Origin of the sequence: Pseudomonas sp. SF2, from assembly GCF_036858055.1 — a bacterium.
Classification (GTDB): Bacteria; Pseudomonadota; Gammaproteobacteria; order Pseudomonadales; family Pseudomonadaceae; genus Aquipseudomonas.
On the sequence record NZ_JAMBDI010000011.1, the window covers coordinates 92,594 to 115,220 of the forward strand.

At 61.1% G+C, this 22,627-nt stretch carries 24 protein-coding genes and 1 pseudogene; 8 read left to right on the forward strand and 17 right to left on the reverse strand.

Going from position 1 to position 22,627, the window contains the following annotated elements; all coding sequences use genetic code 11:
* Positions 1-13: 13 nt before the first annotated feature.
* The 7 genes from M2S36_RS08585 to rplM all read right to left on the reverse strand — a co-directional run bounded on the left by M2S36_RS08585 (position 14) and on the right by rplM (position 4,874).
* Positions 14-439, reverse strand: a complete 426-nt coding sequence (locus M2S36_RS08585; protein WP_207834508.1) for a ClpXP protease specificity-enhancing factor — start codon at positions 437-439, stop codon at positions 14-16.
* A gap of 10 nt (positions 440-449) precedes the next feature.
* Positions 450-1,073 carry a glutathione S-transferase N-terminal domain-containing protein gene (locus M2S36_RS08590; RefSeq protein WP_241105977.1) on the reverse strand — a complete coding sequence of 208 codons (624 nt, stop codon included), beginning with the start codon at positions 1,071-1,073 and terminating at the stop codon, positions 450-452.
* Between the two features lie 117 nt (positions 1,074-1,190).
* Positions 1,191-1,970, reverse strand: coding sequence for a cytochrome c1 (locus tag M2S36_RS08595; RefSeq protein WP_207834506.1), 780 nt, complete (start codon positions 1,968-1,970; stop codon positions 1,191-1,193).
* A complete protein-coding gene (locus tag M2S36_RS08600) occupies positions 1,970-3,181 on the reverse strand; it encodes a cytochrome b (RefSeq protein WP_025340560.1) in 1,212 nt (403 codons plus the stop codon). Before M2S36_RS08600 ends, M2S36_RS08595 begins: the two co-directional genes overlap by 1 nt.
* Positions 3,181-3,774 carry a ubiquinol-cytochrome c reductase iron-sulfur subunit gene (gene petA, locus M2S36_RS08605; RefSeq protein ID WP_015271723.1) on the reverse strand — a complete coding sequence of 198 codons (594 nt, stop codon included), beginning with the start codon at positions 3,772-3,774 and terminating at the stop codon, positions 3,181-3,183. Before petA ends, M2S36_RS08600 begins: the two co-directional genes overlap by 1 nt.
* Positions 3,775-4,038: 264 nt before the next feature.
* Positions 4,039-4,431 (reverse strand): 30S ribosomal protein S9, encoded by a 393-nt coding sequence (gene rpsI, locus M2S36_RS08610; protein WP_003260797.1) that lies wholly within the window; start codon positions 4,429-4,431, stop codon positions 4,039-4,041.
* Between the two features lie 14 nt (positions 4,432-4,445).
* The gene (gene rplM / locus M2S36_RS08615) at positions 4,446-4,874 is read right to left on the reverse strand and encodes a 50S ribosomal protein L13 (RefSeq protein ID WP_003260798.1); all 429 of its coding nucleotides are present in this window, start codon (positions 4,872-4,874) and stop codon (positions 4,446-4,448) included.
* Positions 4,875-5,130: 256 nt separating this feature from the next.
* Here rplM and M2S36_RS08620 point away from each other — a divergent pair, with 256 nt between their 5' ends.
* Positions 5,131-6,171, forward strand: coding sequence for an NADP(H)-dependent aldo-keto reductase (locus tag M2S36_RS08620; protein ID WP_233687058.1), 1,041 nt, complete (start codon positions 5,131-5,133; stop codon positions 6,169-6,171).
* Between the two features lie 212 nt (positions 6,172-6,383).
* A complete protein-coding gene (locus M2S36_RS08625; RefSeq protein WP_207834649.1) occupies positions 6,384-7,304 on the forward strand; it encodes a GlxA family transcriptional regulator in 921 nt (306 codons plus the stop codon).
* 33 nt (positions 7,305-7,337) lie between these two features.
* Here M2S36_RS08625 and zapE read toward each other — a convergent pair whose 3' ends face one another.
* From zapE to M2S36_RS08640, 3 genes are all read right to left on the reverse strand, one after another.
* The gene (zapE, locus tag M2S36_RS08630) at positions 7,338-8,432 is read right to left on the reverse strand and encodes a cell division protein ZapE (RefSeq protein ID WP_207834496.1); all 1,095 of its coding nucleotides are present in this window, start codon (positions 8,430-8,432) and stop codon (positions 7,338-7,340) included.
* Between the two features lie 164 nt (positions 8,433-8,596).
* Positions 8,597-9,946 (reverse strand): tryptophan--tRNA ligase, encoded by a 1,350-nt coding sequence (locus M2S36_RS08635; RefSeq protein WP_233687059.1) that lies wholly within the window; start codon positions 9,944-9,946, stop codon positions 8,597-8,599.
* Between the two features lie 25 nt (positions 9,947-9,971).
* Positions 9,972-10,607, reverse strand: coding sequence for an alpha/beta hydrolase (locus tag M2S36_RS08640; protein WP_015271727.1), 636 nt, complete (start codon positions 10,605-10,607; stop codon positions 9,972-9,974).
* A 135-nt stretch (positions 10,608-10,742) separates the two neighbouring features.
* Here M2S36_RS08640 and M2S36_RS08645 point away from each other — a divergent pair, with 135 nt between their 5' ends.
* The gene (locus M2S36_RS08645; protein WP_207834492.1) at positions 10,743-11,180 is read left to right on the forward strand and encodes a YhcB family protein; all 438 of its coding nucleotides are present in this window, start codon (positions 10,743-10,745) and stop codon (positions 11,178-11,180) included.
* A gap of 264 nt (positions 11,181-11,444) precedes the next feature.
* Here the strand turns inward: M2S36_RS08645 and M2S36_RS08650 are convergent.
* Positions 11,445-11,582, reverse strand: a pseudogene (locus M2S36_RS08650) (PLP-dependent transferase); the annotation flags it as partial.
* Positions 11,583-11,828: 246 nt separating this feature from the next.
* On the opposite strand from M2S36_RS08650, the gene M2S36_RS08655 reads away from it, so the two are divergent.
* From M2S36_RS08655 to M2S36_RS08660, 3 genes are all read left to right on the forward strand, one after another.
* Positions 11,829-12,263 (forward strand): lipid II-degrading bacteriocin, encoded by a 435-nt coding sequence (locus M2S36_RS08655; protein WP_333956995.1) that lies wholly within the window; start codon positions 11,829-11,831, stop codon positions 12,261-12,263.
* Positions 12,184-12,651: a lipid II-degrading bacteriocin gene (locus M2S36_RS25080; RefSeq protein ID WP_442969520.1), complete on the forward strand. Its 468-nt coding sequence runs from the start codon at positions 12,184-12,186 to the stop codon at positions 12,649-12,651. The genes M2S36_RS08655 and M2S36_RS25080 overlap by 80 nt, the downstream gene beginning before the upstream one ends.
* A gap of 93 nt (positions 12,652-12,744) precedes the next feature.
* Positions 12,745-13,170, forward strand: a complete 426-nt coding sequence (locus M2S36_RS08660) for a hypothetical protein (RefSeq protein ID WP_207834486.1) — start codon at positions 12,745-12,747, stop codon at positions 13,168-13,170.
* A 198-nt stretch (positions 13,171-13,368) separates the two neighbouring features.
* On the opposite strand, the gene M2S36_RS08665 is transcribed toward M2S36_RS08660, so the two are convergent.
* Positions 13,369-14,565: a methionine gamma-lyase gene (locus tag M2S36_RS08665; RefSeq protein WP_207834484.1), complete on the reverse strand. Its 1,197-nt coding sequence runs from the start codon at positions 14,563-14,565 to the stop codon at positions 13,369-13,371.
* Positions 14,566-14,692: 127 nt separating this feature from the next.
* Between M2S36_RS08665 and M2S36_RS08670 the strand changes: the two genes are divergently transcribed.
* Positions 14,693-15,172 (forward strand): Lrp/AsnC family transcriptional regulator, encoded by a 480-nt coding sequence (locus tag M2S36_RS08670; protein ID WP_063913325.1) that lies wholly within the window; start codon positions 14,693-14,695, stop codon positions 15,170-15,172.
* A gap of 244 nt (positions 15,173-15,416) precedes the next feature.
* Here M2S36_RS08670 and cysN read toward each other — a convergent pair whose 3' ends face one another.
* The 3 genes from cysN to M2S36_RS08685 form a co-directional block, all read right to left on the reverse strand.
* Positions 15,417-17,318: a sulfate adenylyltransferase subunit CysN gene (cysN, locus tag M2S36_RS08675; protein ID WP_207834482.1), complete on the reverse strand. Its 1,902-nt coding sequence runs from the start codon at positions 17,316-17,318 to the stop codon at positions 15,417-15,419.
* 15 nt (positions 17,319-17,333) lie between these two features.
* The gene (cysD, locus tag M2S36_RS08680; RefSeq protein WP_013974136.1) at positions 17,334-18,251 is read right to left on the reverse strand and encodes a sulfate adenylyltransferase subunit CysD; all 918 of its coding nucleotides are present in this window, start codon (positions 18,249-18,251) and stop codon (positions 17,334-17,336) included.
* A gap of 237 nt (positions 18,252-18,488) precedes the next feature.
* Entirely contained in the window at positions 18,489-19,247 is a 759-nt protein-coding gene (locus M2S36_RS08685; RefSeq protein WP_063913327.1) for a Nif3-like dinuclear metal center hexameric protein, read from the reverse strand.
* A 167-nt stretch (positions 19,248-19,414) separates the two neighbouring features.
* Between M2S36_RS08685 and algW the strand changes: the two genes are divergently transcribed.
* On the forward strand, positions 19,415-20,578 hold the full coding sequence (gene algW, locus M2S36_RS08690; protein ID WP_207834471.1) for a Do family serine endopeptidase AlgW: 1,164 nt from the start codon (positions 19,415-19,417) through the stop codon (positions 20,576-20,578).
* A 172-nt stretch (positions 20,579-20,750) separates the two neighbouring features.
* On the opposite strand, the gene M2S36_RS08695 is transcribed toward algW, so the two are convergent.
* Entirely contained in the window at positions 20,751-21,515 is a 765-nt protein-coding gene (locus tag M2S36_RS08695; protein WP_003251792.1) for an amino acid ABC transporter ATP-binding protein, read from the reverse strand.
* Between the two features lie 10 nt (positions 21,516-21,525).
* Positions 21,526-22,623, reverse strand: coding sequence for an amino acid ABC transporter permease (locus tag M2S36_RS08700; RefSeq protein WP_207834463.1), 1,098 nt, complete (start codon positions 22,621-22,623; stop codon positions 21,526-21,528).
* Positions 22,624-22,627 lie beyond the last annotated feature (4 nt).

A 22,627-nucleotide genomic window follows, 5' to 3' on the forward strand; every position in this document is an offset into this window, starting at 1 on the left:
ATCGCCTTTTTTGTCACTTGACCACTTTCAGGCTTGGTCGCCCAGTCGGACGCGGCGGCTGGCCGCCCCCTTCCGGCGGGCCATCGTCATCCGGCTGTACATCATCGTCCTCAAGGTCGTCGCCATCCGGCGACTCCAGTTCGAAGACCATACCCTGGCCATTTTCGCGGGCGTAGATGCCCAGGATGGCGCCAACCGGCACGAACAGCGAGTGAGCCACGCCGCCGAAACGGCCCTCGAAGCTGACCGCATCGTTGTCCATGTGCAGGCTGCGCACGGCGCTTGGCGAGATATTCAAGACGATCTGGCCATCACTGGCGAAACCGTCCGGCACCTGGACTTTCGGGAACTCGGCATTGACCAGCATATGGGGCGTGCAATCGTTGTCGACGATCCACTCGTACAGTGCTCGAACCAGATAGGGGCGACTGGAGTTCATCAACGGCTCCTTAAAGCTTGCGCATTTCACGTTCTACGGAGGACAGGCTCGCCTGGAAAGGCTCGCGGGCGAACTGCCGCTCCATGTAATCCAGCAGCGGCTTGGCTTGCCGCGGCAACTCGATTCCCAACACCGGCAAACGCCAGAGTATGGGCAGTAGACAACAATCGACCAGGCTTTGCTCCTCGCTCATGAAACAGGCGAACTCGCCGAACAATGGCGAGACCCCGGTCAGGCTTTCGCGCAAGGCCTTGCGCGCCTCGGCACGAGCAGCCTCGCTGCTACGCGGGTCGAGCACGGTATCGGCCAGGGCACACCAGTCGCGCTGGATACGGTGCATCAGCAAACGGCTGTTGCCGCGCGCAACGGGGTACACCGGCATCAACGGCGGATGCGGGTAACGCTCCTCGAGGTATTCCATCACCACGGTCGATTCATACAACGCCAGGTCACGATCGACCAGGGTCGGCACGCTGCCGTAAGGGTTCACCTCGACCAGCTTGGGTGGCAGGCGACCAGGGTCGACATCGATGACCTGCACGCTGACGCCCTTCTCGGCGAGCACAAGGCGTACCCGATGAGAATAGTGATCAGCGGGGTCGGAATAGCAGGCTAACCTGTTGGTTGCGCCCATGTAGCGGCTCCTCGCACGGGATGCTTGTGAAACTGTAAATGAAAACGCGCCCGTGGTGACCTGGCAGATCTGCCAAGCCACCACGGGCGCGTTCAACAACCAGAAACTACTGCGTGATCAGTGCACGTCCTTCCAGTATTCACGCTTGAGCAAGTAGGCGAATACGAAGAAGAAAGCCAGGTACAGCAACACGTAGGTACCGATGCGCTGGCTTTCCAGTTTGACCGGGTTGGCCGAATAGGCCAGGAAGGTCACCAGGTTCTTGACCTTCTCGTCGAACTGCTCGGTCGTCAGGGTACCGGAATTCGGCGTAATGGTCAGCTGGTCGCAGGCTTCATGGGTTATCGGGGTGCCGGTCAACGGGTCGAATTGCTTCTTGCCATCGATCACGGTCTGCACCTGCTTGCAACCAACATGCTGGTTGCCCTGCAGGCCAACCAGTACGTTGGGCATGCCGACGTTCGGGAACACCTTGTTGTTCACCCCGTAAGGCCGCGACGGGTCCTCGTAGAAGCTGCGCAGGTAGGTGTACAGCCAGTCGGTGCCACGCACCCGGGCAACCAGGGTCAGGTCGGGCGGTGCCGCACCGAACCAGGTCTTGGCGTCACTGGGCTTCATGCCGATCTGCATGTGGTCACCGATCTTTGCCCCCGTGAACACCAGCTTCTCCAGCATCAGCTCGTGCGGGATGCCCAGGTCATCGGCCACCCGCTCGTAACGCTGGAACTTGGCACTGTGGCAACCCATGCAATAGTTGGCAAAGGTACGCGCACCGTCCTGCATGGCGGCCTTGTCACTCAGGTCGATGTCGACCTTGTCCAGCTCCAGGCCGGGTTCGGCCGCGAAGGAAAAGGCAGGCATCACTGCCAGCAAAAATACTGCAATCAACTTTTTCATCAGCCAGTCACCCTTTCCGGAACCGGTTTGGTCTTCTCGAGCCTTGTGTAGAACGGCATCAGCAGGAAGTAGGCGAAGTACAACACCGTGCACACCTGCGACAGCAAGGTACGCCCAGGTGTCGGCGCCAGTACGCCCAGCACGCCGAGGATGACGAAGGCCACGCAGAACACCAGCAGGAAGAGCTTGCTGATCCAGCCCTTGTAGCGCATTGAACGCACCGGGCTGCGGTCGAGCCAGGGCAGCACGAACAGCACGGCAATCGCCGCACCCATGGCGATAACACCCATCAGCTTGTCAGGTACCGCACGCAAGATCGCGTAGAACGGTGTGAAGTACCACACAGGCGCAATGTGCTCTGGAGTCTTGAAGGCGTTGGCCTGCTCGAAGTTCGGTTTTTCCAGGAAGTAACCGCCCATTTCCGGGAAGAAGAACACCACGGCGCAGAACACGAACAGGAACACCACCACGCCGACAATGTCCTTGACGGTGTAGTACGGGTGGAACGGGATACCGTCCAGCGGGATACCGTTTTCGTCCTTTTTCTTCTTGATGTCGACGCCATCGGGGTTGTTCGAACCCACTTCGTGAAGGGCAAGGATGTGCAGCACCACCAGGCCGAGAATCACGATTGGCAGGGCGACCACGTGCAGGGCGAAGAAGCGGTTCAGGGTGATGCCCGAGATCAGGTAGTCACCGCGGATCCACTGGGTAAGGTCGCCACCGATCACCGGGATGGCACCGAACAGCGAGATGATCACCTGGGCACCCCAGTACGACATCTGCCCCCACGGCAGCAGGTAGCCCATGAACGCTTCGGCCATCAGCGCCAGGTAGATCAGCATGCCGAACAGCCATACCAGTTCACGCGGCTTCTGGTAGGAGCCGTAGAGCAGGCCTCGGAACATGTGCAGGTAGACCACGATGAAGAACGCCGATGCACCGGTGGAGTGCAGGTAGCGCAGGATCCAGCCGTATTCCACGTCACGCATGATGTACTCGACCGAGGCGAACGCCTCTTCCGCCGAGGGCGTGAAGCTCATGGTCAGCCACACACCGGTGACGATCTGGTTGACCAGCACCAGCAGCGCCAGGGAGCCGAAGAAGTACAGGAAGTTGAAGTTCTTGGGCGCGTAATACTTGCTCAGGTGGTCTTCCCACATCTTGGTGGCGGGGAAGCGAGCATCAATCCAGTCCATGAACTTGCTCATCATGCGTTCTCCTGGTCAACGCCGATGACGACGATCTCGTCCGACTCGTAAGAGTGCGGTGGCACGGGCAGGTTGAGAGGCGCCGGCTGCGACTTGTAGACACGGCCAGCCAGGTCGTAGTGGGAGCCGTGGCACGGGCAGAAATAGCCACCGACCCATTTCGGGCCGAGGTCGGCGGGTGCGACTTCCGGGCGGAAGGTAGGCGAGCAGCCCAGGTGCGTGCACAGGCCGACGAGGATGAGGATTTCCGGTTTGATCGAACGAACCTGCGGATCGACGTAGGTCGGCTGCACCGAGGCCTTGGACTCGGGGTCAGCCAGATCACCGACGACTTTTTTCAGGTTGCCGAGAATCTCGTCCGTTCGCCGCACGATGAACACAGGCTGGCCACGCCACTCGGCCACCATCTGCTGCCCGGCCTCGACCTTGGCGATATTGACCTTCACCGGTGCACCCGCGGCTTTCGCCTTGGCACTGGGAAACCATGACCCCACGAACGGTACCGCAGCCCCCACTGCCCCCGCCGCCCCGACTACGGATGTCGCGGCTACGAGGAAGCGGCGCCGGCCTGCGTTGACGCCGTCATTGCTCATTCAGTCCTCTCCCATCAGCTTGCTTGGCCTGTTGAACCAGACCCTGTACTTAGGTTGTGTCAATGGCGCTAAAAATTGGCCGCCATGGTAAGAAACAAATCCACACACTGACAAGGTGATTACCCCAACCAGGGGCGACTACCCGTGCTTTGCTTGATCTGCGTCTATGCGACAAGTGGTCACTGACATGCTGACAGGTTAGTTCAAGACATAAAAAAAGCCCGGTTCCAAGGAACCGGGCTTTTTTCGACTGCCGAAGCGGTATTAACGCTTGGAGTACTGAGGACGCTTACGCGCTTTACGCAGACCCACTTTCTTACGCTCGACTTCACGAGCGTCGCGGGTGACGTAGCCAGCACGACGCAGAGCGCCACGCAGGGTTTCGTCGTATTCCATCAGAGCGCGGGTGATACCGTGACGGATCGCACCGGCTTGACCGCTGACACCACCACCGGAAACGGTGACGTAGATGTCGAACTTCTCAACGGTTTCGGTCAGCTCGAGCGGCTGACGAACAACCATGCGAGCGGTTTCGCGACCGAAGAACACGTCCAGAGAACGGTTGTTGATGGAAATGTTACCAGTACCCGGACGCAGGAATACGCGAGCGGTTGCGGTCTTGCGACGGCCAGTGCCGTAGTTTTGAGTCGCCGACATAATGAACTATCCCGTTAGATCTTCAGTTCTTGAGGCTGCTGAGCAGTGTGTGGGTGAGCAGCACCCGCGTACACTTTCAGCTTGCGGTACATGTCGCGACCCAGCGGGTTCTTCGGCAGCATGCCTTTGACCGCAGTTTCGATAACACGCTCAGGGGCCTTGGCGATCAACTTCTCGAAGTTGATTTCCTTGATGCCGCCCGGGAAACCGGAGTGGGAGTAGTACATCTTGTCGGAAGACTTGGCACCAGTCACACGAACCTGTTCAGCGTTGATAACGACGATGTAGTCGCCGGTGTCAACGTGAGGGGTGTATTCTGGTTTGTGTTTGCCACGCAGACGGCTAGCGATTTCGGTAGCCAGACGACCCAGGGTCTGGCCAGCGGCGTCGACTACGAACCACTCGCGCTTTACTGTTTCCGGTTTAGCAGTAAAAGTTTTCATTCTCTAAAGCCTCAGAGGCCGCCCAGCGAAAAATAGACGGCGAATCTTACTGGATAGTGCACAGCTTGCCAAGGGCAAGCGCGCAGCCGAACGCTGACGCTTTGGGGGCTCGGGTCAGGCACGCCAATGTTCGACGGGGTTCTTCCTGCGTGGTGGTGCATCACTTCCGCCACACGGAGAGGTGCCGAATTATCCAGATTGCGCGAAAAATTTCAACCTGCTTTGATGAGCTTCTTTGCCAAGGAGTGTCTACCCGATGGAATACCGCCAGCTCGGCCGTACCGACCTCACCGTCAGCGCCCTGTGCCTGGGCACCATGACCTGGGGCGAACAGAACGTCCAGGCCGAGGCCTTCGAGCAGATTGCCCGGGCCAAGGCCGCGGGGGTCAACTTCATCGACACCGCCGAGATGTACCCGGTGCCGCCCCGCCCCGAAACCTATGCCGCCACCGAGCGCATCATCGGCAACTGGTTCCGTGACAATGGCGATCGCGACGACTGGGTGCTGGCCAGCAAGGTCGCCGGCCCCGGCAACGGCATCAGCCACATCCGCGACGGCCAGCTCAAGCATAACCGCCAGCACATCGTCGCGGCGCTGGACGAGAGCCTCAAGCGCCTGCAGACCGACCGCATCGACCTGTACCAGCTGCACTGGCCCGAGCGCAGCACCAACTTCTTCGGCAAGCTGGGCTACCAGCACCTGCCACAGGACCACTTCACCCCGTTGGAAGAAACCCTCGAAGTGCTCGACGAGCAGGTGCGCGCGGGCAAGATCCGCCACATCGGCCTGTCCAACGAAACGCCGTGGGGCACCATGAAGTTCCTGCAACTGGCCGAAAGCCGCGGCTGGCCACGGGCGGTATCGATCCAGAACCCGTACAACCTGCTCAACCGCAGCTTCGAAGTGGGCCTGGCGGAAGTGGCCATCCGCGAACAGTGCGGCCTGCTGGCCTATTCGCCGCTGGCGTTCGGCATGCTTTCCGGCAAATACGAGAACGGCGCACGCCCGGAAAACGCACGCCTGACCCTGTTCAGCCGCTTTGCCCGCTACTCCAACCCACAGACCGTGGCGGCCTGCAGCCGCTATGTGCAACTGGCCCGCGAACATGGCCTGGACCCGGCGCAGATGGCCCTGGCGTTCGTCACCCGGCAGCCGTTCGTGACCAGCAACATCATTGGTGCGACCAGCCTCGAGCAGCTGGACAGCAACCTGGCCAGCCTCGAGCTGAGCCTGAGTGATGAACTGCTGGCGGCGATCGAGGCGATTCACCAAGAGCAGCCGAACCCGGCGCCTTGAGCCGACCCTGTACCGGTTTCTTCGCGGGCGAGCCCGCGAAGAAACACGCGCAGTCCGGCAGGCTAGACACAATCGCCAAAAAATAAGACGATCCAGCCGGTGATTGACCACTCTACCCTATAAGAACAATGACAATGATGTTTACCCACCCCCCCGCGTCGCTGCGGCGCGTCAGCATCCTGGCCATTGACAAGGTGTTCGCTTCGACCTTGATGCAGGCCAAGGACTTCTTCCACCTCGCCAGCTTGCGCTACGGCAAACAGCTGGGCCTGGGCCTGCAGCCCATGTTCGAGATCCGCCTGGTGAGCCCGGACGGCCAGCCCGTGGACAGCTTCAGTCATGTGCAACTGCCGGTCGACGGCGGCCTGGACGACGCCGATGTGATCATCCTCCCGGCTTTCTGGGACGACTTCGACAACCTGCTGCAACGTTATCCACAGGTGCTGCCGTGGCTGCGTGAACAGCATGCCCGCGGCGCGGTGCTGTGCGCCGAGGCCAGTGGCGTGTTCTGGCTGGCCGAGTCCGGCCTGCTCGACGGCAAGGAAGCGACCACCTACTGGCGCTTCTTCACCAGCTTTGCCGAACGCTTCCCGAAGATCCGCCTGAACCAGGACAAGCACCTGACCGACGCCGACAATATCTATTGTGCTGGCGGCGCCACTTCAGCCTGCGACCTGTACATCTACCTGATCGAACGCTTCTGCGGCGCCAACGTGGCCCGCGCCGTGTCCCGCGACATCCTCTACGAAGTACAGCGCAACTACACCCCCGGGCGCATGGGCTTTGGCGGGCAGAAGCTGCACCAGGACCTGATCATCCTGCAGATCCAGCATTGGCTGGAGGAACACTTCGCCGACAAGTTCCGCTTCGAGGACGTGGCTCGCAACCACGGCATGAGCATTCGCAACTTCATGCGCCGCTTCCAGGGCGCGACGGGGGACAAACCGCTGCACTACCTGCAACGGTTGAGGATCGAGACGGCCAAGGGGTTGCTGTCGAGCACGCGCAAGAGCATCAAGACCATCAGTTACGAGGTCGGCTATGACGATGCCAGTTTCTTTGCGCGGCTGTTCCGCCAGCACACCGAGTTGTCGCCGAACCAGTATCGGCAGCAGTTCATGCAGGAGGCTTGAGGCCTTCCGGGGCTGCTTTGCAGCCCCGGATTCTCAGGGCTTGTGCGCCCGCGCCAGGAACTCGTGCGACTGCATCTCCAGCAAGCGGCTCAGGGTGCGCTGGAACTCGAAGGCCAAGCGCCCGCCGGTATACAGGTCCTTGAGCTCCACCTCGGCCGAGATGATCAGCTTGACGTTGCGGTCGTAGAACTCGTCCACCATGTTGATGAAGCGGCGGGCGATGTCGTCGGTGGTGACGCCCATCTGCTCCACGTTGCTCAACAGCACGGCATGGAAGATCTTGCCCAGTTCGATGTAGTCGTTCTGGCTACGAGGGCCGTCGCACAGCGCGCGGAAGTCGAACCAGGCCACGTCGTCACAGGTCAGCAGGGCCTGGATCGGGCGATTCTCGATCATCAGCACGTCGTTCTCGACCGCCTGGGTGCACTCAGGAGTCAAGGCCTTGAAGCTGGCGCGCAGGCTCTGGTGCGCCGCCTCATCGAGCGGGTAGTGGTACAGTTCGGCCTGCTCGAGGTGACGCAGACGATAGTCGACCCCGCTGTCGACGTTCACCACGTCGGTGTACTGCTTGATCATGGCGATGGCCGGCAGGAAGCGCGCGCGCTGCAGGCCGTCCTTGTACAGGCCGTCGGGCACGATGTTGGAGGTAGCCACCAGCGATACGCCGTTCTTGAACAACTCTTCCATCAGGGTGCCGAGGATCATCGCGTCGGTAATGTCCGACACGAAGAATTCGTCGAAGCAGATCACCTTGGCTTCTTCGCTGAAGCGCCTGGCGATGATGGTCAGCGGGTTCTTCTCGCCCTTGAGGGTTTTCATTTCCTCGTGCACACGCTTCATGAAGCGGTGGAAGTGCGTGCGCATCTTCTGCTTGAACGGCAGCGCCTCGAAAAAGGTATCGACCAGGTAGGTCTTGCCGCGCCCTACCCCACCCCAGAAGTACAGGCCCTTGACCGGGGTCTGCTCCTTCTTGCCGAACAGCTTGCCGAACACGCCCGGCTTGTTGTTCTGCGCGTGTACCAGGTCGTCGTACAGGCGCTGCAGGTGACGCACCGCAGTTTCCTGCGCCGCGTCATGGAAGAAGTCGGGACGTTTCAGATCTGCTTGATATCGTTCTAGGGGCGTCATGATTCGTTAGCGAGGCAACAAAAAACGGGCCGTCACTGTAGCGACAGGCCCGCTTAATGGCAATGCGACTTGCGTCAATATGCCTCATCCAGACCAACTAAGTGCTGGATGGCACCGGCTTTGCCGGTGTTCGCGGGCAAACCCGCTCCTACAGGCGAAATGCCTCAGTCCTGTTGTGGCTGAAGCGCTGCACGCAGGCTTTGAATGGCTGCATCACGGGCTTCGGCGCTGTCGAACTGCGGCCCGTCGGCAACCTGTTCGCCGTTCAGCCACAGGCCAAAGCCCAGGCCTTCGACGCGCACATCCGCCTCGCCACCCTGCTGCAACTGCTTGCTCACGGCGCCGGCGCTCTTGCCGTCGGCGAAGCTGCGCGACAGCAGCAGTTGTTCACCGTCGGCGGCCAGCAGACGGAAGCGGAAGCTGCCGTCGTCGTCACGGAAGCTGACAAAACGTGCACTCTTGGCGGCCTTCTTCTTCACTTCGGTGCTGGCCTGCACGCTGCTGCGGAACGAACGCAGGCCAACGGCCTCGCGCAACTGCTCGAGGAACGGCGTGGCGATCTTGCGGGCCTTGGCGGCGCCGGCCAGCAGGATGTCTTCCAGGTCCGCCGGGCGGGCGATCAGCTGGTGGTAGTACTCGCGCTTCTCGGCCAGCTGGCCATCCAGCAGCTGGAACAGCCGCTGCTTGGCTTCACCCCAGCCCAGGCCCTGCAGCAGCTCTTCACGGAACTCGGCGCACTGCGCCGGCGTCGAGAAGGCCTGGAACAGGGTGAACAGGTGCGCGTTGTCCGGGTCTTTCGCTTCGCCAGGCGCACGCGAGTCGGTGACAATGCGCGAGATGGCGTCCTTCATGTCCTTGGCGCTGGTGAACAGCGGGATGGTGTTGTCGTAGCTCTTGGACATCTTGCGCCCGTCCAGGCCCGGTAGGGTCGCCACGCTCTCCTCGATCACCGCTTCCGGCAGGGCGAAGAAGTCCTTGCCCTGGCCGAACAGGTGATTGAAGCGCTGGCCGATGTCGCGGGCCATTTCCACGTGCTGGATCTGGTCACGGCCGACCGGCACCTTGTTGGCGTTGAACATCAGGATGTCCGCGGCCATCAGCACCGGGTAGCTGTACAGGCCCATGGTCACGCCGGCATCCGGGTCTTCGCCGTTTTCCAGGTTCTTGTCCACCGAAGCCTTGTAGGCATGCGCGCGATTGAGCAGCCCCTTGGCGCTGACGCAGGTCAGCAGCCAGGTCAGCTCGGGGATTTCCGGGATGTCGGACTGGCGGTAGAAGGTCACCTTGTCCGGGTCGAGGCCACCGGCCAGCCAGGTGGCGGCGATTTCCAGGCGCGAACGCTGGATGCGCAGCGGGTCGTCGCACTTGATCAGGGCGTGGTAGTCGGCCAGGAAGTAGAACGAGTCGACACCGGGCTGCTGGCTGGCACGGATCGCCGGGCGAATGGCGCCGGCGTAGTTGCCCAGGTGCGGAGTGCCGGTGGTGGTGATACCGGTAAGAATGCGCGTGGTCATGGGTGTTCGCTTATTCAGGCTTGGCTCAGTTCGAAAGGCGCGGCAGCAGCAGATCCTTCAGATCGGTCAGCTTGCCATGGAAGAAGTGTCCGCATTCTGCCACTTTCAGCAGCTCATGGGGGCGCGACAGGCTGTCGGACCAATCGTAAACCAGCTGCGGCGCGACGACTTCGTCGGCGTCCGGCTGCACCACGGTGATCGGGCAGCGCTGCGGCAGCGGGAACTCCGCCGTCAGGCGCATGACCGCCGGGGCGATCATGAACAGCTGTTGCAGCTCTACTCCGGCAGCTTCCAGGCGGCCGGCCAGGCTGGTGGCGACGAAGCCGCCGAACGAGAAACCCATCAGCACCAGCGGCAGGCCCAGGTGCTTTTCGCGCAACCAGGCCGCAGCGGCCTCGGCATCGGCCACTTCGCCAGCGCCCATGTCATGACTGCCGGCGCTCTGCCCGACGCCACGGTAGTTGAAACGCAGGGTCACATAGCCGGCGTCACGGGCGGTGCGCTGCAGGGTCGAGACCACCTTGTTGAGCATGGTGCCGCCCTGGACCGGGTTGGGGTGGCAGATCAGCACCACGCCACGGGCATTGGCCACGTCCAGGTACAAGGCTTCCAGCTGGCCACTGGGGCCATCGATGAACAAGGGGGTTTCGCGGACAAGCAAGGCACTACTCCGTGACCTCGGGAGGGGTCGATTCGTCTAGGTGAGGAATTCTGTTCTGATTTGCGATCGCTCGCGGTATACAGCGCAGGTCTGAGCCGTTAACGTAAAGCAAAGCCGTTTATAGAGGAAGGACTCGTGGAACTCTCGCTCCTTGTTTGGTTGTTGCCGACCCTGGCCCTGGTCATCGGCGTGGTAGTCGGTTTCGTCGTCGCTCGCCTGCTGCCCAATGCCGCGCCGAGCAGCACCCAGCGTCAGCTGGATGACATCCAGAAGCGTTTCGACAGCTACCAGAACGAAGTGGTCACCCACTTCAATAGCACCGCCGTGCTGGTCAAGAAACTGACCCAGAGCTACCAGGACGTCCAGGACCACCTGGCCGAAGGCGCCAACAGCCTGGCCCTTGATGACGTCACGCGCCAGCGCCTGCTGGCCGCCCTGCACTCCGAAGGCAGCCAGGGCCCACGCGACCGCCTGACCCCACCGAAGGACACCGCCGAAGTGCCACGCGACTACGCGCCGAAAGCGCCGAACGCGCCGGGCATGCTCGACGAGAGCTACGGGCTCAAGCGTTGATCTGCCGAACATGACAAAGGCCTCGCAAGAGGCCTTTTTTGTGGGCTGGATTCACTGGCCTCTTCGCGGGCACGCCCGCTCCCACAGGTACGCCACCGCATCCGAAATCTGCGCAATGCCTGTGGGAGATTGCCCAGCCCTTGGCCTGCACTGTCGCGTAGATAACTTGCGAGCAATCCGCTCCCACAGGGCCCCTGCTAACTCAATGAGTTATGGGCAGTTCTATGAAAGGGGCGTGCCCGCGAAGAGGACCGCCCAGGCAACCTAGCTGCAAGCCTTTAACGCCTGCTCGACATCCGCCAGCAGGTCCTCCACATCTTCCAACCCCACCGACAAGCGCACCAGCCCCTCCGATATCCCGTGATGCGCCCGCTCCTTCGCAGTATGGCTGGAGTGCGTAATGCATCGCCCAGCTTGCCTTGATGCGCCCAAGCAGCAAGATCCTACAAATCATCAGGTGTGGTCCTACACCCTGTTTGGCCGCTCTTCTGACATACAAAAAAGTCGTCATTAGGCACACTATAAAAACATTCAGAACGGCCTATGGCATAAGAATATTGAAACACCCTCTCATGTCCATTCGCGTAACCAAGAGCGCTCGCAGGGCTTCCCTACTGAAATTTTCAATAACCCACTCAGAGATGACATATGGGTATTGAACTTCCGGCTTTGTATATCTATCCAAATAATTACGGCACAAGTCGTCCTAATGGCTTACAAACACCACACCCCGCAGCCATGATAGGTCGTGCCATTGAGGAGCGTAGCGCTGGCTATGCACAAGGCCACTGGAGGGAAATGCTAAACCTGCATCTTCCTAAAATGCAGTACACCCGTCCCATCGCTTTTACGCTTGACGGTTTCCTGATTCGTGAACTCAAAGCTGGGTCTGGTGCAGACGCAATAATGCTGGCCAATTCGAGCATCAGTATTCCAGATGCTTGGAACAAAGCATTTGAGTACACCAAAGCAAATCTTGATACTGCCCCCTTAGCTCAACCTATTGAATTTTCTGGGGGGGGGGTGGTTCACTCCGTTCAGAGCAATTGCACACTGGCTTTTAGGGAAAGGGCAGCAGGCTAAAGTCAACATAAACAATATAGGCATCGCACCCGAATTGCATAAAATCCCTCAACTACAGGCAACATTCGCTAGAGCAAGCGCAGGCACTAGTCGGATTGATGTCACCTTCCCATATAACACAGGCATGGATAGTAATATATCACGCATCTACCTAGGTTCTATTACCCTACGAGTTATTGGCGACCTGAATAAGGGTAGTGACGGAAAGCTCATTTTCGTCGGTGTGGTTCGCGCCTATTCGGATAAATATGATGCAAATGCGAGCAGCCACCGCGGCGGCTTCGACGAGAAAGCCACGACACTGCTTCGTGAAGTTGGGCGCGTTGCAAATGCACAAGACTACGAAATTCTAATTGAAGGCGACCTACCGCTAAACATAGCAAATTAATGGGAGGCCGCGACAACGAAGCGCAGCACGGGCGACACCATTGAATTGGCTTTTATTCTATACTATCTTAGCCCACTGACTTCAAGGTGGATTATGAATATCTCGAAAACGCTCTGTACAGCCACGGCCTCAGCCTTGAACGTAATTGCAACAGCACTATTGTTTAGCGCTTCGGAAGCTGCGCTCGAAAACCCTGGTGACCCGTATGACACTTCAGGCATACCCGCGTTATCGATGTATATAGTACTGCTAATAATTTCTACCACATTTTCAGTATTTTTCATGCTTGGAGGAACGATAGCAAACAAGCTGCTCACTGGCAAACTACCCAAGGCCATCAGACTTTTTCTTGAATTTATCCCAACTTTCGCGACAGCAACTCTTGGTATTTTTGTTTCCTTCGCTTACACCGACAACACAATATCGATGAACATGACTGCGCTTATTTATTTCCTATCAGCCGGATTCTCACTTGCTGCTGCGATTTTTCTTCAAAAGAAACCCAGGAAGCGGACCTGACTATCAGGTTCTCGGCTGCAACAGTGGCGGCCTGATCATCAGGAACCGTATGCTCTACGACATTGACGATACGCCGTTGTTTGCTCTCTCTTCGGGCGACCACACCATTGACATCAGCTTTGCACCACCTAACTAGCTTGATGTCAGCATCCAGTGATGCCGTAACGGTTTTTGCCGCGAAGAGAGAGCTTCGGCAATTTACCTACACGCGTCCAGCGCCTGCTCGACATCCGCCAGCAGGTCCTCCACATCTTCCAACCCCACCGACAAGCGCACCAGCCCCTCCGATATCCCGTGATGCGCCCGCTCCTGCGGCGTATAGCTGGAATGGGTCATGCTCGCCGGGTGCTGCGCCAGCGACTCGGCATCGCCCAGGCTCACCGCCCGGGCAAACAGTTGCAGGGCATTCATGAACCTGCGCCCGGCCTCGATACCGCCCTTGAGCTCGAAGGCGATCATCCCGCCCGGCAAACGCATCTGCCGCTGCGCCAGCTCGTACTGGGCAAACGTCGGCAACCCCGGGTAGTGAATCAGCTCCACCTGCGGCTGCCGAGCCAGAAACTCCGCCACCTGCTGGGCATTGGCGCAATGTCGGTCCATGCGCAGGGCCAAGGTCTTGATCCCGCGCATCAGCAGCGCTGCGTCGTGGGGTGACAGGACCGCCCCGGTCATATCCTTCAACCCTTCCAGGCGGATACGGTCAATCAGCGCCTTGCGTCCCACCACCAGGCCGGCAGTGATATCACCGTGGCCACTGAGGTACTTGGTCGCCGAATGCACCACCAGGTCCGCTCCCAGCTCCAGCGGCCGCTGCAGGTAGGGCGTGCAGTAGGTGTTGTCGACCACCACATGTACATCATGCCCGCGCACCGCCTCGGCCACCGCGGCGATATCCACCAGTTGCATGTTGGGGTTGGCCGGCGTTTCGAAGTAGATCATTCGTGTTTTGCTGTTGATCGCCGACTTCAGGGCCTTGGCATCGTTCAGGTCGACATGGCGGATTTTCACGCCGAATTCGCCAATGCCATGGTGCAGGAAGGCAAAGGTGCAGCCGTACAGCGTGCGCCCGACGATCAGCTCGTCACCGGGCCGCAGCAGGGTCCAGATCGTCGAGGTAATGGCCCCCATGCCCGACGCCAATGCCAGCCCCGCCTCGCCGCCCTCCAGCGAGGCCATGCGCTGTTCCAGCAGGGCCAGGGTCGGGTTGGAGATGCGGCTGTAGAAATGGCCGGGCTCCTCCCCTGCGAAGCACGCAGCGCCGTATTCCACGGTGGGGAAGGCATAGGTAGCGGTCTGGTACACCGGCGGCACCAGGGCGCCGCCGTGGGAAAGCGGGTCGTAGCCATGGTGAATGGCCCGTGTGGAAAAACCGGTGTTGTTATGGGAGTCGCGCATCGCAACAGCCTCTTGTGGTTTGTTATAAGCTTATGCCACCGAGCTGCCCGATTTTTTCCAAAATTACCCACGCATCCGCGTGCTTGCTGGAACAAAAACAATAATTACCGGATCAGGAGGGCAAAACATGCCTTCAAGCCTCGACCGCACCGACCGCGCCCTGCTCGCCGCCCTGCAGGACAACGCCCGCCTCACCGTTGCCGAACTGGCCGACAAGGTGGCACTGACCACCTCGCCCTGCTGGCGACGGGTCAAGCTGCTGGAGGACAACGGCTACATCACCGGCTACCAGGCCATCCTCTCGCCCAAGTCGCTGGGGTTTGGCGTGACCGCGTTCGTCAGCATCATGATGGACTCGCACACCAAGGACATGGCACTGGCATTCGAGCAGCGGTTGATGGAGATTCCTGAGATCGTTGCCTGCCACAACATTTCCGGGAGGTATGATTTTCTGCTGGAGATCCTGGCGCGGGACCTGGAGTCGTTCGGCGAATTCACCCGCGAAGTGCTGCAGCGGTTGCCGGGGGTGAAGGAGATCTATTCGAGTTTTTCCTACAAGGCGGTGAAGGAACGGCGGGTGATACCGGTGTCGGAGAAACATATCTGAACGGCATGCGCGATCCAATTGGGGGCAACTGCCTTGCTCAAAATCGAGAAGCTTGCGCAGTCCCTGTGGGAGCGGCTTCAGCCGCGAACACCGGCAAAGCCGGTGCCATCCACCGCGCCGCCTGCTTCGCGGGTGAACCCGCTCCCACAGGTACAGCGTGAGCCCGAAACATGCGCTGTATCTGCGGGAAAGAGGAATAAAAAACCCCGCCGAAGCGGGGTTTTTCTTTCAGGCAGCCTGGCGCTTAGATCGCGCCACGCTGACGCAACACGTCCAGCACCTGCTTCACGCCCTCTTCCACGCTGGTGGCCTGGGTGTCGATCACCAGGTCCGCGTCCAACGGCACATCGTACGGGAAGCTTTCGCCCGGGATGTTGTCGCCACCAGCCGCGTACAGGCCTTGCGGGTCACGCTCGCGGCAGGCCAGCGGCGAGGCCTGGACGTAAACGGTCACCAGGCGCTCCTTTCCGATCAACGCCTTGGCCTGCTCACGGCCCTCGGCATCCGGGGCCACGAACGCAGCCAGGGTCAGCAGACCGGCTTCGTTGAACTGGCGCGCCACATGGGCGGCGCGGCGCCAGTTCTCGGTACGGCCGGCGCGGTCCTGCGGCAGGCCCTTGTTCAGGTCGTGGCGCAGGTTCTGGCCGTCGAGCACGTACACCGCTCGGCCCATGTCGAACAGCTTGCGCTCCACGGCGTAGGCCAGGGTGCTCTTGCCTGCGCCGGACAGGCCGCTGAACAGCACGGTGGCTGGCTGCTGGCCGAAGCGCAGGGCGCGCTCTTCGGTGGCCACATGGCACAGCTTGCCATGATGGCCGGTGCTGCCGTGCGGCAGCACTGGCGGGGCGATGATCATGCCGGCGCCGACAGTGCCGTTGGTCAGGCGGTCGATGACGATGAACGCACCGGTGGTGCGGTTGCTGTCGTAACCGTCCAGGGCGATCGAGGCGTCCAGGGACACCTTGACGCGGCCGATCTCGTTCAGTTGCAGTGCGCTGGCAGCGCCCTGCTCCAGGGTGTTCACATCGACCTTGTGGGTGATGCTGGCAATCGAGCCCGGCACATAGCTGGTAGCGCGCTTTATGTCGTATTTCTTGCCCGGGAGCATCGGCTCCTCGGCCATCCACACCAGCATGGCGTCAAACTGGTCGGTGACCGGCGGGACGTTGTCGGCATGCACCAGCAGGTCGCCACGGGAGATGTCGATCTCGTCTTCCATGGTCAGGGTCACGGCCTGGCCAGGGCCTGCGTTTTCCAGCTCACCTTCGTAGGTGACGATGGACTTGACGCGGCTGCTCTTGCCCGACGGCAGCACGACGATTTCGTCACCCTTGTGCACCACGCCGCTGGCAATGGTACCGGCGAAGCCACGGAAGTTCAGGTTGGGGCGGTTGACGTACTGCACCGGGAAGCGCAGGTCGGTGAAGTTGCGGTCGGCCGACACTTCGACGGTTTCGAGGATTTCCATCAGCGTCGGGCCGGCGTACCACGGCGAACGCTCGCTGGGGTTGACCACGTTGTCACCCTTGAGCGCCGACATCGGCACGAAGTGCAGGCTGCTCGGGGTCAGGTTGATGGCGTCGGCGAACTTCAGGTAGTCGGACTTGATCGACTCGAAGACGTCCTGATCGAAGCCTTTGAGGTCCATCTTGTTGACCGCGACCACGATGTGCTTGATGCCCAGCAACGAAGCAATGTAGCTGTGGCGGCGGGTCTGGGTCTGCACGCCGTAGCGGGCGTCGACCAGGATGATCGCCAGGTCGCAGGTGGACGCGCCGGTGGCCATGTTGCGGGTGTACTGCTCATGGCCCGGGGTATCGGCAATGATGAACTTGCGCTTGGCGGTGGAGAAGTAGCGGTAGGCGACATCAATGGTGATGCCCTGCTCGCGCTCGGCCTGCAGGCCGTCGACCAGCAGTGCCAGGTCGACTTCCTCACCGGTGGTGCCGACTTTCTTCGAATCACGGGTGATGGCCTCGAGGTGGTCCTCGTAGATCATCTTCGAGTCGTGCAGCAGACGCCCGATCAGGGTGCTCTTGCCGTCGTCGACGTTGCCGCAGGTCAGGAAGCGCAGCAGTTCCTTGCGCTCGTGCTGGGCCAGGTAGGCGAGGATGTCCTCGCTGATCAGATCAGATTGGTGCGACATGGAGTAACCCTGAAATTAGAAGTAGCCTTGGCGTTTCTTGTCTTCCATGGAACCGGCGCCATCGTGGTCGATGACACGGCCCTGGCGTTCGGACGTACGGGTCAGGAGCATTTCCTGAATGATGTCCGTCAGGGTCTCGGCTTCCGACTCGACAGCGCCCGTCAGCGGGTAGCAGCCGAGGGTACGGAAACGCACCTTCTTCTTGACGATGCGCGCTTTCTCTTCATCGGTGAGATGTTCGAGGATGCGCTCGTCGTCGATCATGATCAGGGTGCCGTTCTTCTCGATGACCTCACGCTCGGCGGCGAAGTACAGCGGCACGATCGGGATACCTTCGAGGTAGATGTACTGCCAGATGTCCAGCTCGGTCCAGTTCGACAGCGGGAAGACACGGATCGACTCGCCCTTGTTGACCTTGCCGTTGTACACGTTCCACAGTTCCGGGCGCTGGTTCTTCGGGTCCCAGCGGTGCTTGCTGTCACGGAACGAGTACACGCGCTCCTTGGCCCGCGACTTCTCTTCGTCGCGGCGCGCGCCACCGAAGGCGGCGTCGAAACCATGCTTGTCCAGCGCCTGCTTCAGGCCCTGGGTCTTCATGATGTCGGTGTGCTTGGAGCTGCCATGGGTGAACGGGTTGATGCCCTGCGCCACACCCTCGGGGTTGACGTGGGTGATCAGCTCCAGGCCCATTTCCTCGACCATCTTGTCGCGGAAGCTGTACATCTCCTGGAATTTCCACTGGGTGTCGACGTGCATCACCGGGAACGGCAGCTTGCCCGGGAAGAAGGCCTTGCGCGCCAGGTGCAGCATCACGGCGGAATCCTTGCCGATCGAGTACAGCATCACCGGGTTGTCGAACTCGGCGGCCACCTCGCGGATGATGTGGATGCTCTCCGCCTCCAGCTGTTTCAAGTGCGTCAGTTTGTCGACCATGGCTACTCACGAAAAACGATCTTATGGACGGCCTGCGGGCCGTGTTCGAGCGAGCCACTTTATCACAGCGGCTGCTTCTATTTAGGAGGCCGGCTAGATCGAAAAAGTCTAACGATATGACTGGGGGTTTGGGCTGGAATTGGGCCGCTCTGCGGCCTTTCGCGGGCACGCCCGCTCCCACAGGTGCAGCGCGTACTTGTGGGAGCGGGCGCACCCGCGAAGAAGGCGACGCCGATGTCAGATCGGGTTCGGGCAATCGATGAACAGGTGCTCCACGGCAAACCGCCGCGCCAGGTAATCACCCAGCGCCTGCACCCCATAGCGCTCGGTGGCATGGTGCCCGGCGGCAATGAAGCTGACACCATTCTCGCGGGCACTATGATAGGTCTGCTCCGACGCCTCGCCCGTCAGGTACAGGTCTACCCCGGCCGCGATCGCCGTGTCGATGTAGCCCTGCCCGCCCCCGGTGCACCAGCCGACCCGACTGATCATCTGCTCGCCTTCGACCAGCAACGGCTCACGCCCCAGCACCTCCCGCACCCGCCGGGCAAAGTCGCGCGCGGTCACTGGCTCGGCCAGCGAGCCGACCAGCCCGACCACCTTGGGGTTTTCCGGGTCCAGCGGCCCTTCGACGGTGATGTCCAGCTGCCGCGCCAGTTGCACGTTGTTGCCCACATCCGGGTGCACGTCCAGCGGCAGGTGGAAGGCCAGCAGACTGATGTCGTTGTTCAACAGGGTCTTCAGCCGGCGCTGCCGGATGCCGGTGACGCACGGGTTCTCACCCTTCCAGAAGTAGCCATGGTGCACCAGCACCAGGTCGGCCTGGGCCTCGACCGCCGCATCCAGCAACGCCTGGCTGGCGGTAACACCGCTGACGATGCGGCTGACCTGCGGCCGGCCTTCTACCTGCAAACCGTTGGGGCAATAATCCTGGATCTTCGCGCTGCCCAGGTAACGCTCGGCTTCCTCGACCAGGGTGTTCAGAGCGACAGCCATGAAAATCTCCTCGAAATCTGCGTTTTTCTCGGGCACAACGCCCATGCAACGCCCGTATAATGCCGGCCATTATGAGCCGTCGCCGGCACTGGGGGAACCGGTGTATGATCGCGCGCGCTCATGCCCCACCGCGCGGCCACCGTACCCGCTCTTTCCAGGATTCATTCATGTTCAAGGCTTTGCGTTACTTTGGCTGGCCCCTGCTTACCGGCCTACTGATCGCCATGCTGATCATCCAGCGCTTCCCGGAATGGGTCGGCCTGCCCAGCCAGGACGTCAACCTGCAGCAGGCACCGCAGACCTCGCGGATCATGCAAGGCCCGGTGTCCTACGCCGATGCCGTGACCCTGGCCGCCCCGGCGGTGGTCAACCTGTACACCACCAAGGTGGTGAACAAGAGCGCCCACCCGCTGTTCGAAGACCCGCAGTTCCGCCGTTTCTTCGGTGACAACCTGCCCAAGCAGCGCCGCTGGGAATCGAGCCTGGGCTCGGCGGTGATCATGAGCCCCGAGGGCTACCTGCTGACCAACAACCACGTCACCAGTGGCGCCGACCAGATCGTCGTCGCCCTGAAGGATGGCCGCGAAACCTTGGCCCGGGTGATTGGTAGCGACCCGGAAACCGACCTGGCGGTGCTGAAGATCGACCTGAAGAGCCTGCCAGCAATCACCATCGGCCGCTCCGACAACATTCACATCGGCGACGTGTCGCTGGCCATCGGCAACCCGTTCGGCGTCGGCCAGACCGTGACCATGGGCATCATCAGCGCCACCGGCCGCAACCAGCTGGGCCTGAACAACTACGAAGACTTCATCCAGACCGACGCGGCGATCAACCCGGGCAACTCCGGGGGTGCGCTGGTGGATGCCAACGGCAACCTGATCGGCATCAACACCGCGATCTTCTCCAAATCCGGTGGTTCGCAGGGCATCGGTTTTGCCATCCCGGTAAAACTGGCGCTGGAGGTGATGAAGTCGATCGTCGAGCACGGCCAGGTCATCCGTGGCTGGCTGGGCATCGAGGTACAGCCGCTGAGCCAGGAACTGGCCGAGTCGTTCGGCATGAAGGACCGCCCGGGCATCGTGGTGGCGGGAATCTTCCGCGAGGGGCCGGCGGCGAAGGCCGGGCTGCAGCTGGGTGACGTGATCCTGAGCATCAACGGCGAGCCAGCCGGTGACGGGCGCAAATCGATGAACCAGGTGGCGCGGATCAAGCCCAACGAGAAGATCACCATCGAGGTGATGCGCAATGGGCAGCAATTGAAGCTGATCGCCGAGGTGGGGCTGCGGCCGCCACCGGCGCCGGCAGTCGCCAAAGAAGAAGAGAAGTAACGCTGCAATCCTGACTGTTTCGCAAACCTGTGGGAGCGGCCTTGCGTCGCGATGGGGCGCGTAGCGGCCCCAGGATTTCAGCTTCGCAGCATATATCCCTGGGGCCGCTTTGCGGCCCTTTCGCGACGCAAGGCCGCTCCCACAGTGGACCGCGTCAGCGGCCCCTCTTGCATCAATGCAGGATCTGGCTCAGGAACAACTTGGTCCGGTCACTGCGCGGCCGGTCGAAGAAGTCATCCGGCGCCGCCTGCTCGACGATCTCGCCCTTGTCCATGAAGATCACCCGGTTCGCCACGGTCCGGGCAAAGCCCATCTCGTGGGTCACGCAAAGCATGGTCATGCCATCTTCGGCCAGGCCCACCATGGTATCGAGCACTTCCTTGACCATTTCCGGGTCCAGCGCCGAGGTCGGTTCGTCGAACAGCATGATCTTCGGCTTCATGCACAACGCACGGGCAATCGCCACACGCTGCTGCTGGCCACCGGACAACTGCCCAGGGTACTTGTGCGCCTGCTCCGGAATACGCACCCGCTCCAGGTAATGCATGGCGATTTCCTCGGCCTTGCGCCGGGGCATCTTGCGCACCCACATCGGTGCCAGGGTGCAGTTCTCCAGGATGCTCAGGTGCGGGAACAGGTTGAAGTGCTGGAACACCATGCCCACCTCACGGCGGATCGCCTCGATCTGCTTGAGATCGTTGGTCAGCTCCACGCCATCGACCACGATGCGCCCCTGCTGGTGCTCTTCCAGGCGGTTGAGGCAACGGATAGTGGTGGACTTGCCCGAGCCGGACGGCCCGCACAGCACGATACGCTCACCCTGGCGCACGTTCAGGTTGATGTCCTTGAGCACATGGAACTGGCCGTACCACTTGTTCACGCCCTGCATCTGGATGATGCCTTCGGGGCCGGCAGGCTGCTTGATCGCTTCACTCATTTCGAAACTCCTAACGCTTGTGGCCAGTGTCCAGCTTGCGCTCCAGATGCATGGAGTAGCGGGACATACCGAAACAGAAAATCCAGAACACCAGGGCGGCGAACACGTAGCCCTCGGTAGCCATGCCCAGCCAGGCCGGGTCGGCGGCAGCTTGCTTGACGCTGTTCAGCAGGTCGAACAGGCCGATGATGATCACCAGGCTGGTGTCCTTGAACAGGGCAATGAAGGTGTTGACGATGCCAGGGATCACCAGCTTGAGCGCCTGCGGCAGAATCACCAGGCCCATCGCCCGCCAGTAGCCCAGGCCCATGGCCGCGGCGGCTTCGTACTGGCCCTTGGGGATAGCCTGCAGGCCGCCCCGCACCACCTCGGCGATGTACGCCGACTGGAACAGGATCACGCCGATCATCGCCCGCAGCAGCTTGTCGAAGCTCATGCCCTCGGGCAGGAACAAAGGCAGCATCACCGACGACATGAACAGCACCGTGATCAACGGCACGCCGCGCCAGAACTCGATGAAGGTCACGCACACCACCTTCACCGCCGGCATCTTCGAACGCCGCCCCAGGGCCAGCAGGATGCCCAGCGGCAAGGCGCCGACGATGCCCACGGTGGCGATCACCAGGGTCAGCATCAGCCCGCCCCACTGGCTGGTCGCTACGTTTTCCAGGCCCAGGACGCCCCCGTGCAGCAGGGTGTAGGCCAGCACGGGGTACAGCACCAGGAAGCCCAGGCCATAGAAGGCCTTGCGCGGGAAACGCTTGATGAACAGTGGCGCGGTGCCGAGCACGGCAAGCCACACGGTCAGGTCCACGCGCCAGCGCAGCTCGGCCGGGTAGTAGCCGTACATGAACTGGCCGAAGCGCTGCTGCACGAACACCCAGCAGGCGCCCTCCTTGGTGCAGTCGGCACGGGTGGTGCCGACCCAGTTGGCGTCAAGCAACGCCCACTGCAGCAACGGCGGCACGATCAGCCACACCAGATAGATGGCGAACAGGGTCAGCAGCGTGTTGAGCCAGCTGGAGAACAGATTGGCACGCATCCATGCGAGCACGCCGACGGTTTTCACCGGTGGCGGCATATCGGGTTTGAAAACATGGGCATTCACGGGC

Coding starts and splice junctions, on each gene's coding strand:
- rpsI (WP_003260797.1), bottom strand. CDS start 4,431: ATGTCGGCGACTCAAAACTACGGCACTGGCCGTCGCAAGACCGCAACC.
- M2S36_RS08695 (WP_003251792.1), bottom strand. CDS start 21,515: ATGAGTGAAGCGATCAAGCAGCCTGCCGGCCCCGAAGGCATCATCCAG.
- M2S36_RS08670 (WP_063913325.1), top strand. CDS start 14,693: ATGCCTTCAAGCCTCGACCGCACCGACCGCGCCCTGCTCGCCGCCCTG.
- rplM (WP_003260798.1), bottom strand. CDS start 4,874: ATGAAAACTTTTACTGCTAAACCGGAAACAGTAAAGCGCGAGTGGTTC.
- M2S36_RS08625 (WP_207834649.1), top strand. CDS start 6,384: ATGCAGGCCAAGGACTTCTTCCACCTCGCCAGCTTGCGCTACGGCAAA.
- algW (WP_207834471.1), top strand. CDS start 19,415: ATGTTCAAGGCTTTGCGTTACTTTGGCTGGCCCCTGCTTACCGGCCTA.
- M2S36_RS08620 (WP_233687058.1), top strand. CDS start 5,131: ATGGAATACCGCCAGCTCGGCCGTACCGACCTCACCGTCAGCGCCCTG.
- M2S36_RS08655 (WP_333956995.1), top strand. CDS start 11,829: ATGGGTATTGAACTTCCGGCTTTGTATATCTATCCAAATAATTACGGC.
- cysN (WP_207834482.1), bottom strand. CDS start 17,318: ATGTCGCACCAATCTGATCTGATCAGCGAGGACATCCTCGCCTACCTG.
- M2S36_RS08635 (WP_233687059.1), bottom strand. CDS start 9,946: ATGACCACGCGCATTCTTACCGGTATCACCACCACCGGCACTCCGCAC.
- zapE (WP_207834496.1), bottom strand. CDS start 8,432: ATGACGCCCCTAGAACGATATCAAGCAGATCTGAAACGTCCCGACTTC.
- petA (WP_015271723.1), bottom strand. CDS start 3,774: ATGAGCAATGACGGCGTCAACGCAGGCCGGCGCCGCTTCCTCGTAGCC.
- M2S36_RS08585 (WP_207834508.1), bottom strand. CDS start 439: ATGAACTCCAGTCGCCCCTATCTGGTTCGAGCACTGTACGAGTGGATC.
- cysD (WP_013974136.1), bottom strand. CDS start 18,251: ATGGTCGACAAACTGACGCACTTGAAACAGCTGGAGGCGGAGAGCATC.
- M2S36_RS08595 (WP_207834506.1), bottom strand. CDS start 1,970: ATGAAAAAGTTGATTGCAGTATTTTTGCTGGCAGTGATGCCTGCCTTT.
- M2S36_RS08600 (WP_025340560.1), bottom strand. CDS start 3,181: ATGAGCAAGTTCATGGACTGGATTGATGCTCGCTTCCCCGCCACCAAG.
- M2S36_RS08590 (WP_241105977.1), bottom strand. CDS start 1,073: ATGGGCGCAACCAACAGGTTAGCCTGCTATTCCGACCCCGCTGATCAC.
- M2S36_RS08685 (WP_063913327.1), bottom strand. CDS start 19,247: ATGGCTGTCGCTCTGAACACCCTGGTCGAGGAAGCCGAGCGTTACCTG.
- M2S36_RS08665 (WP_207834484.1), bottom strand. CDS start 14,565: ATGCGCGACTCCCATAACAACACCGGTTTTTCCACACGGGCCATTCAC.
- M2S36_RS08660 (WP_207834486.1), top strand. CDS start 12,745: ATGAATATCTCGAAAACGCTCTGTACAGCCACGGCCTCAGCCTTGAAC.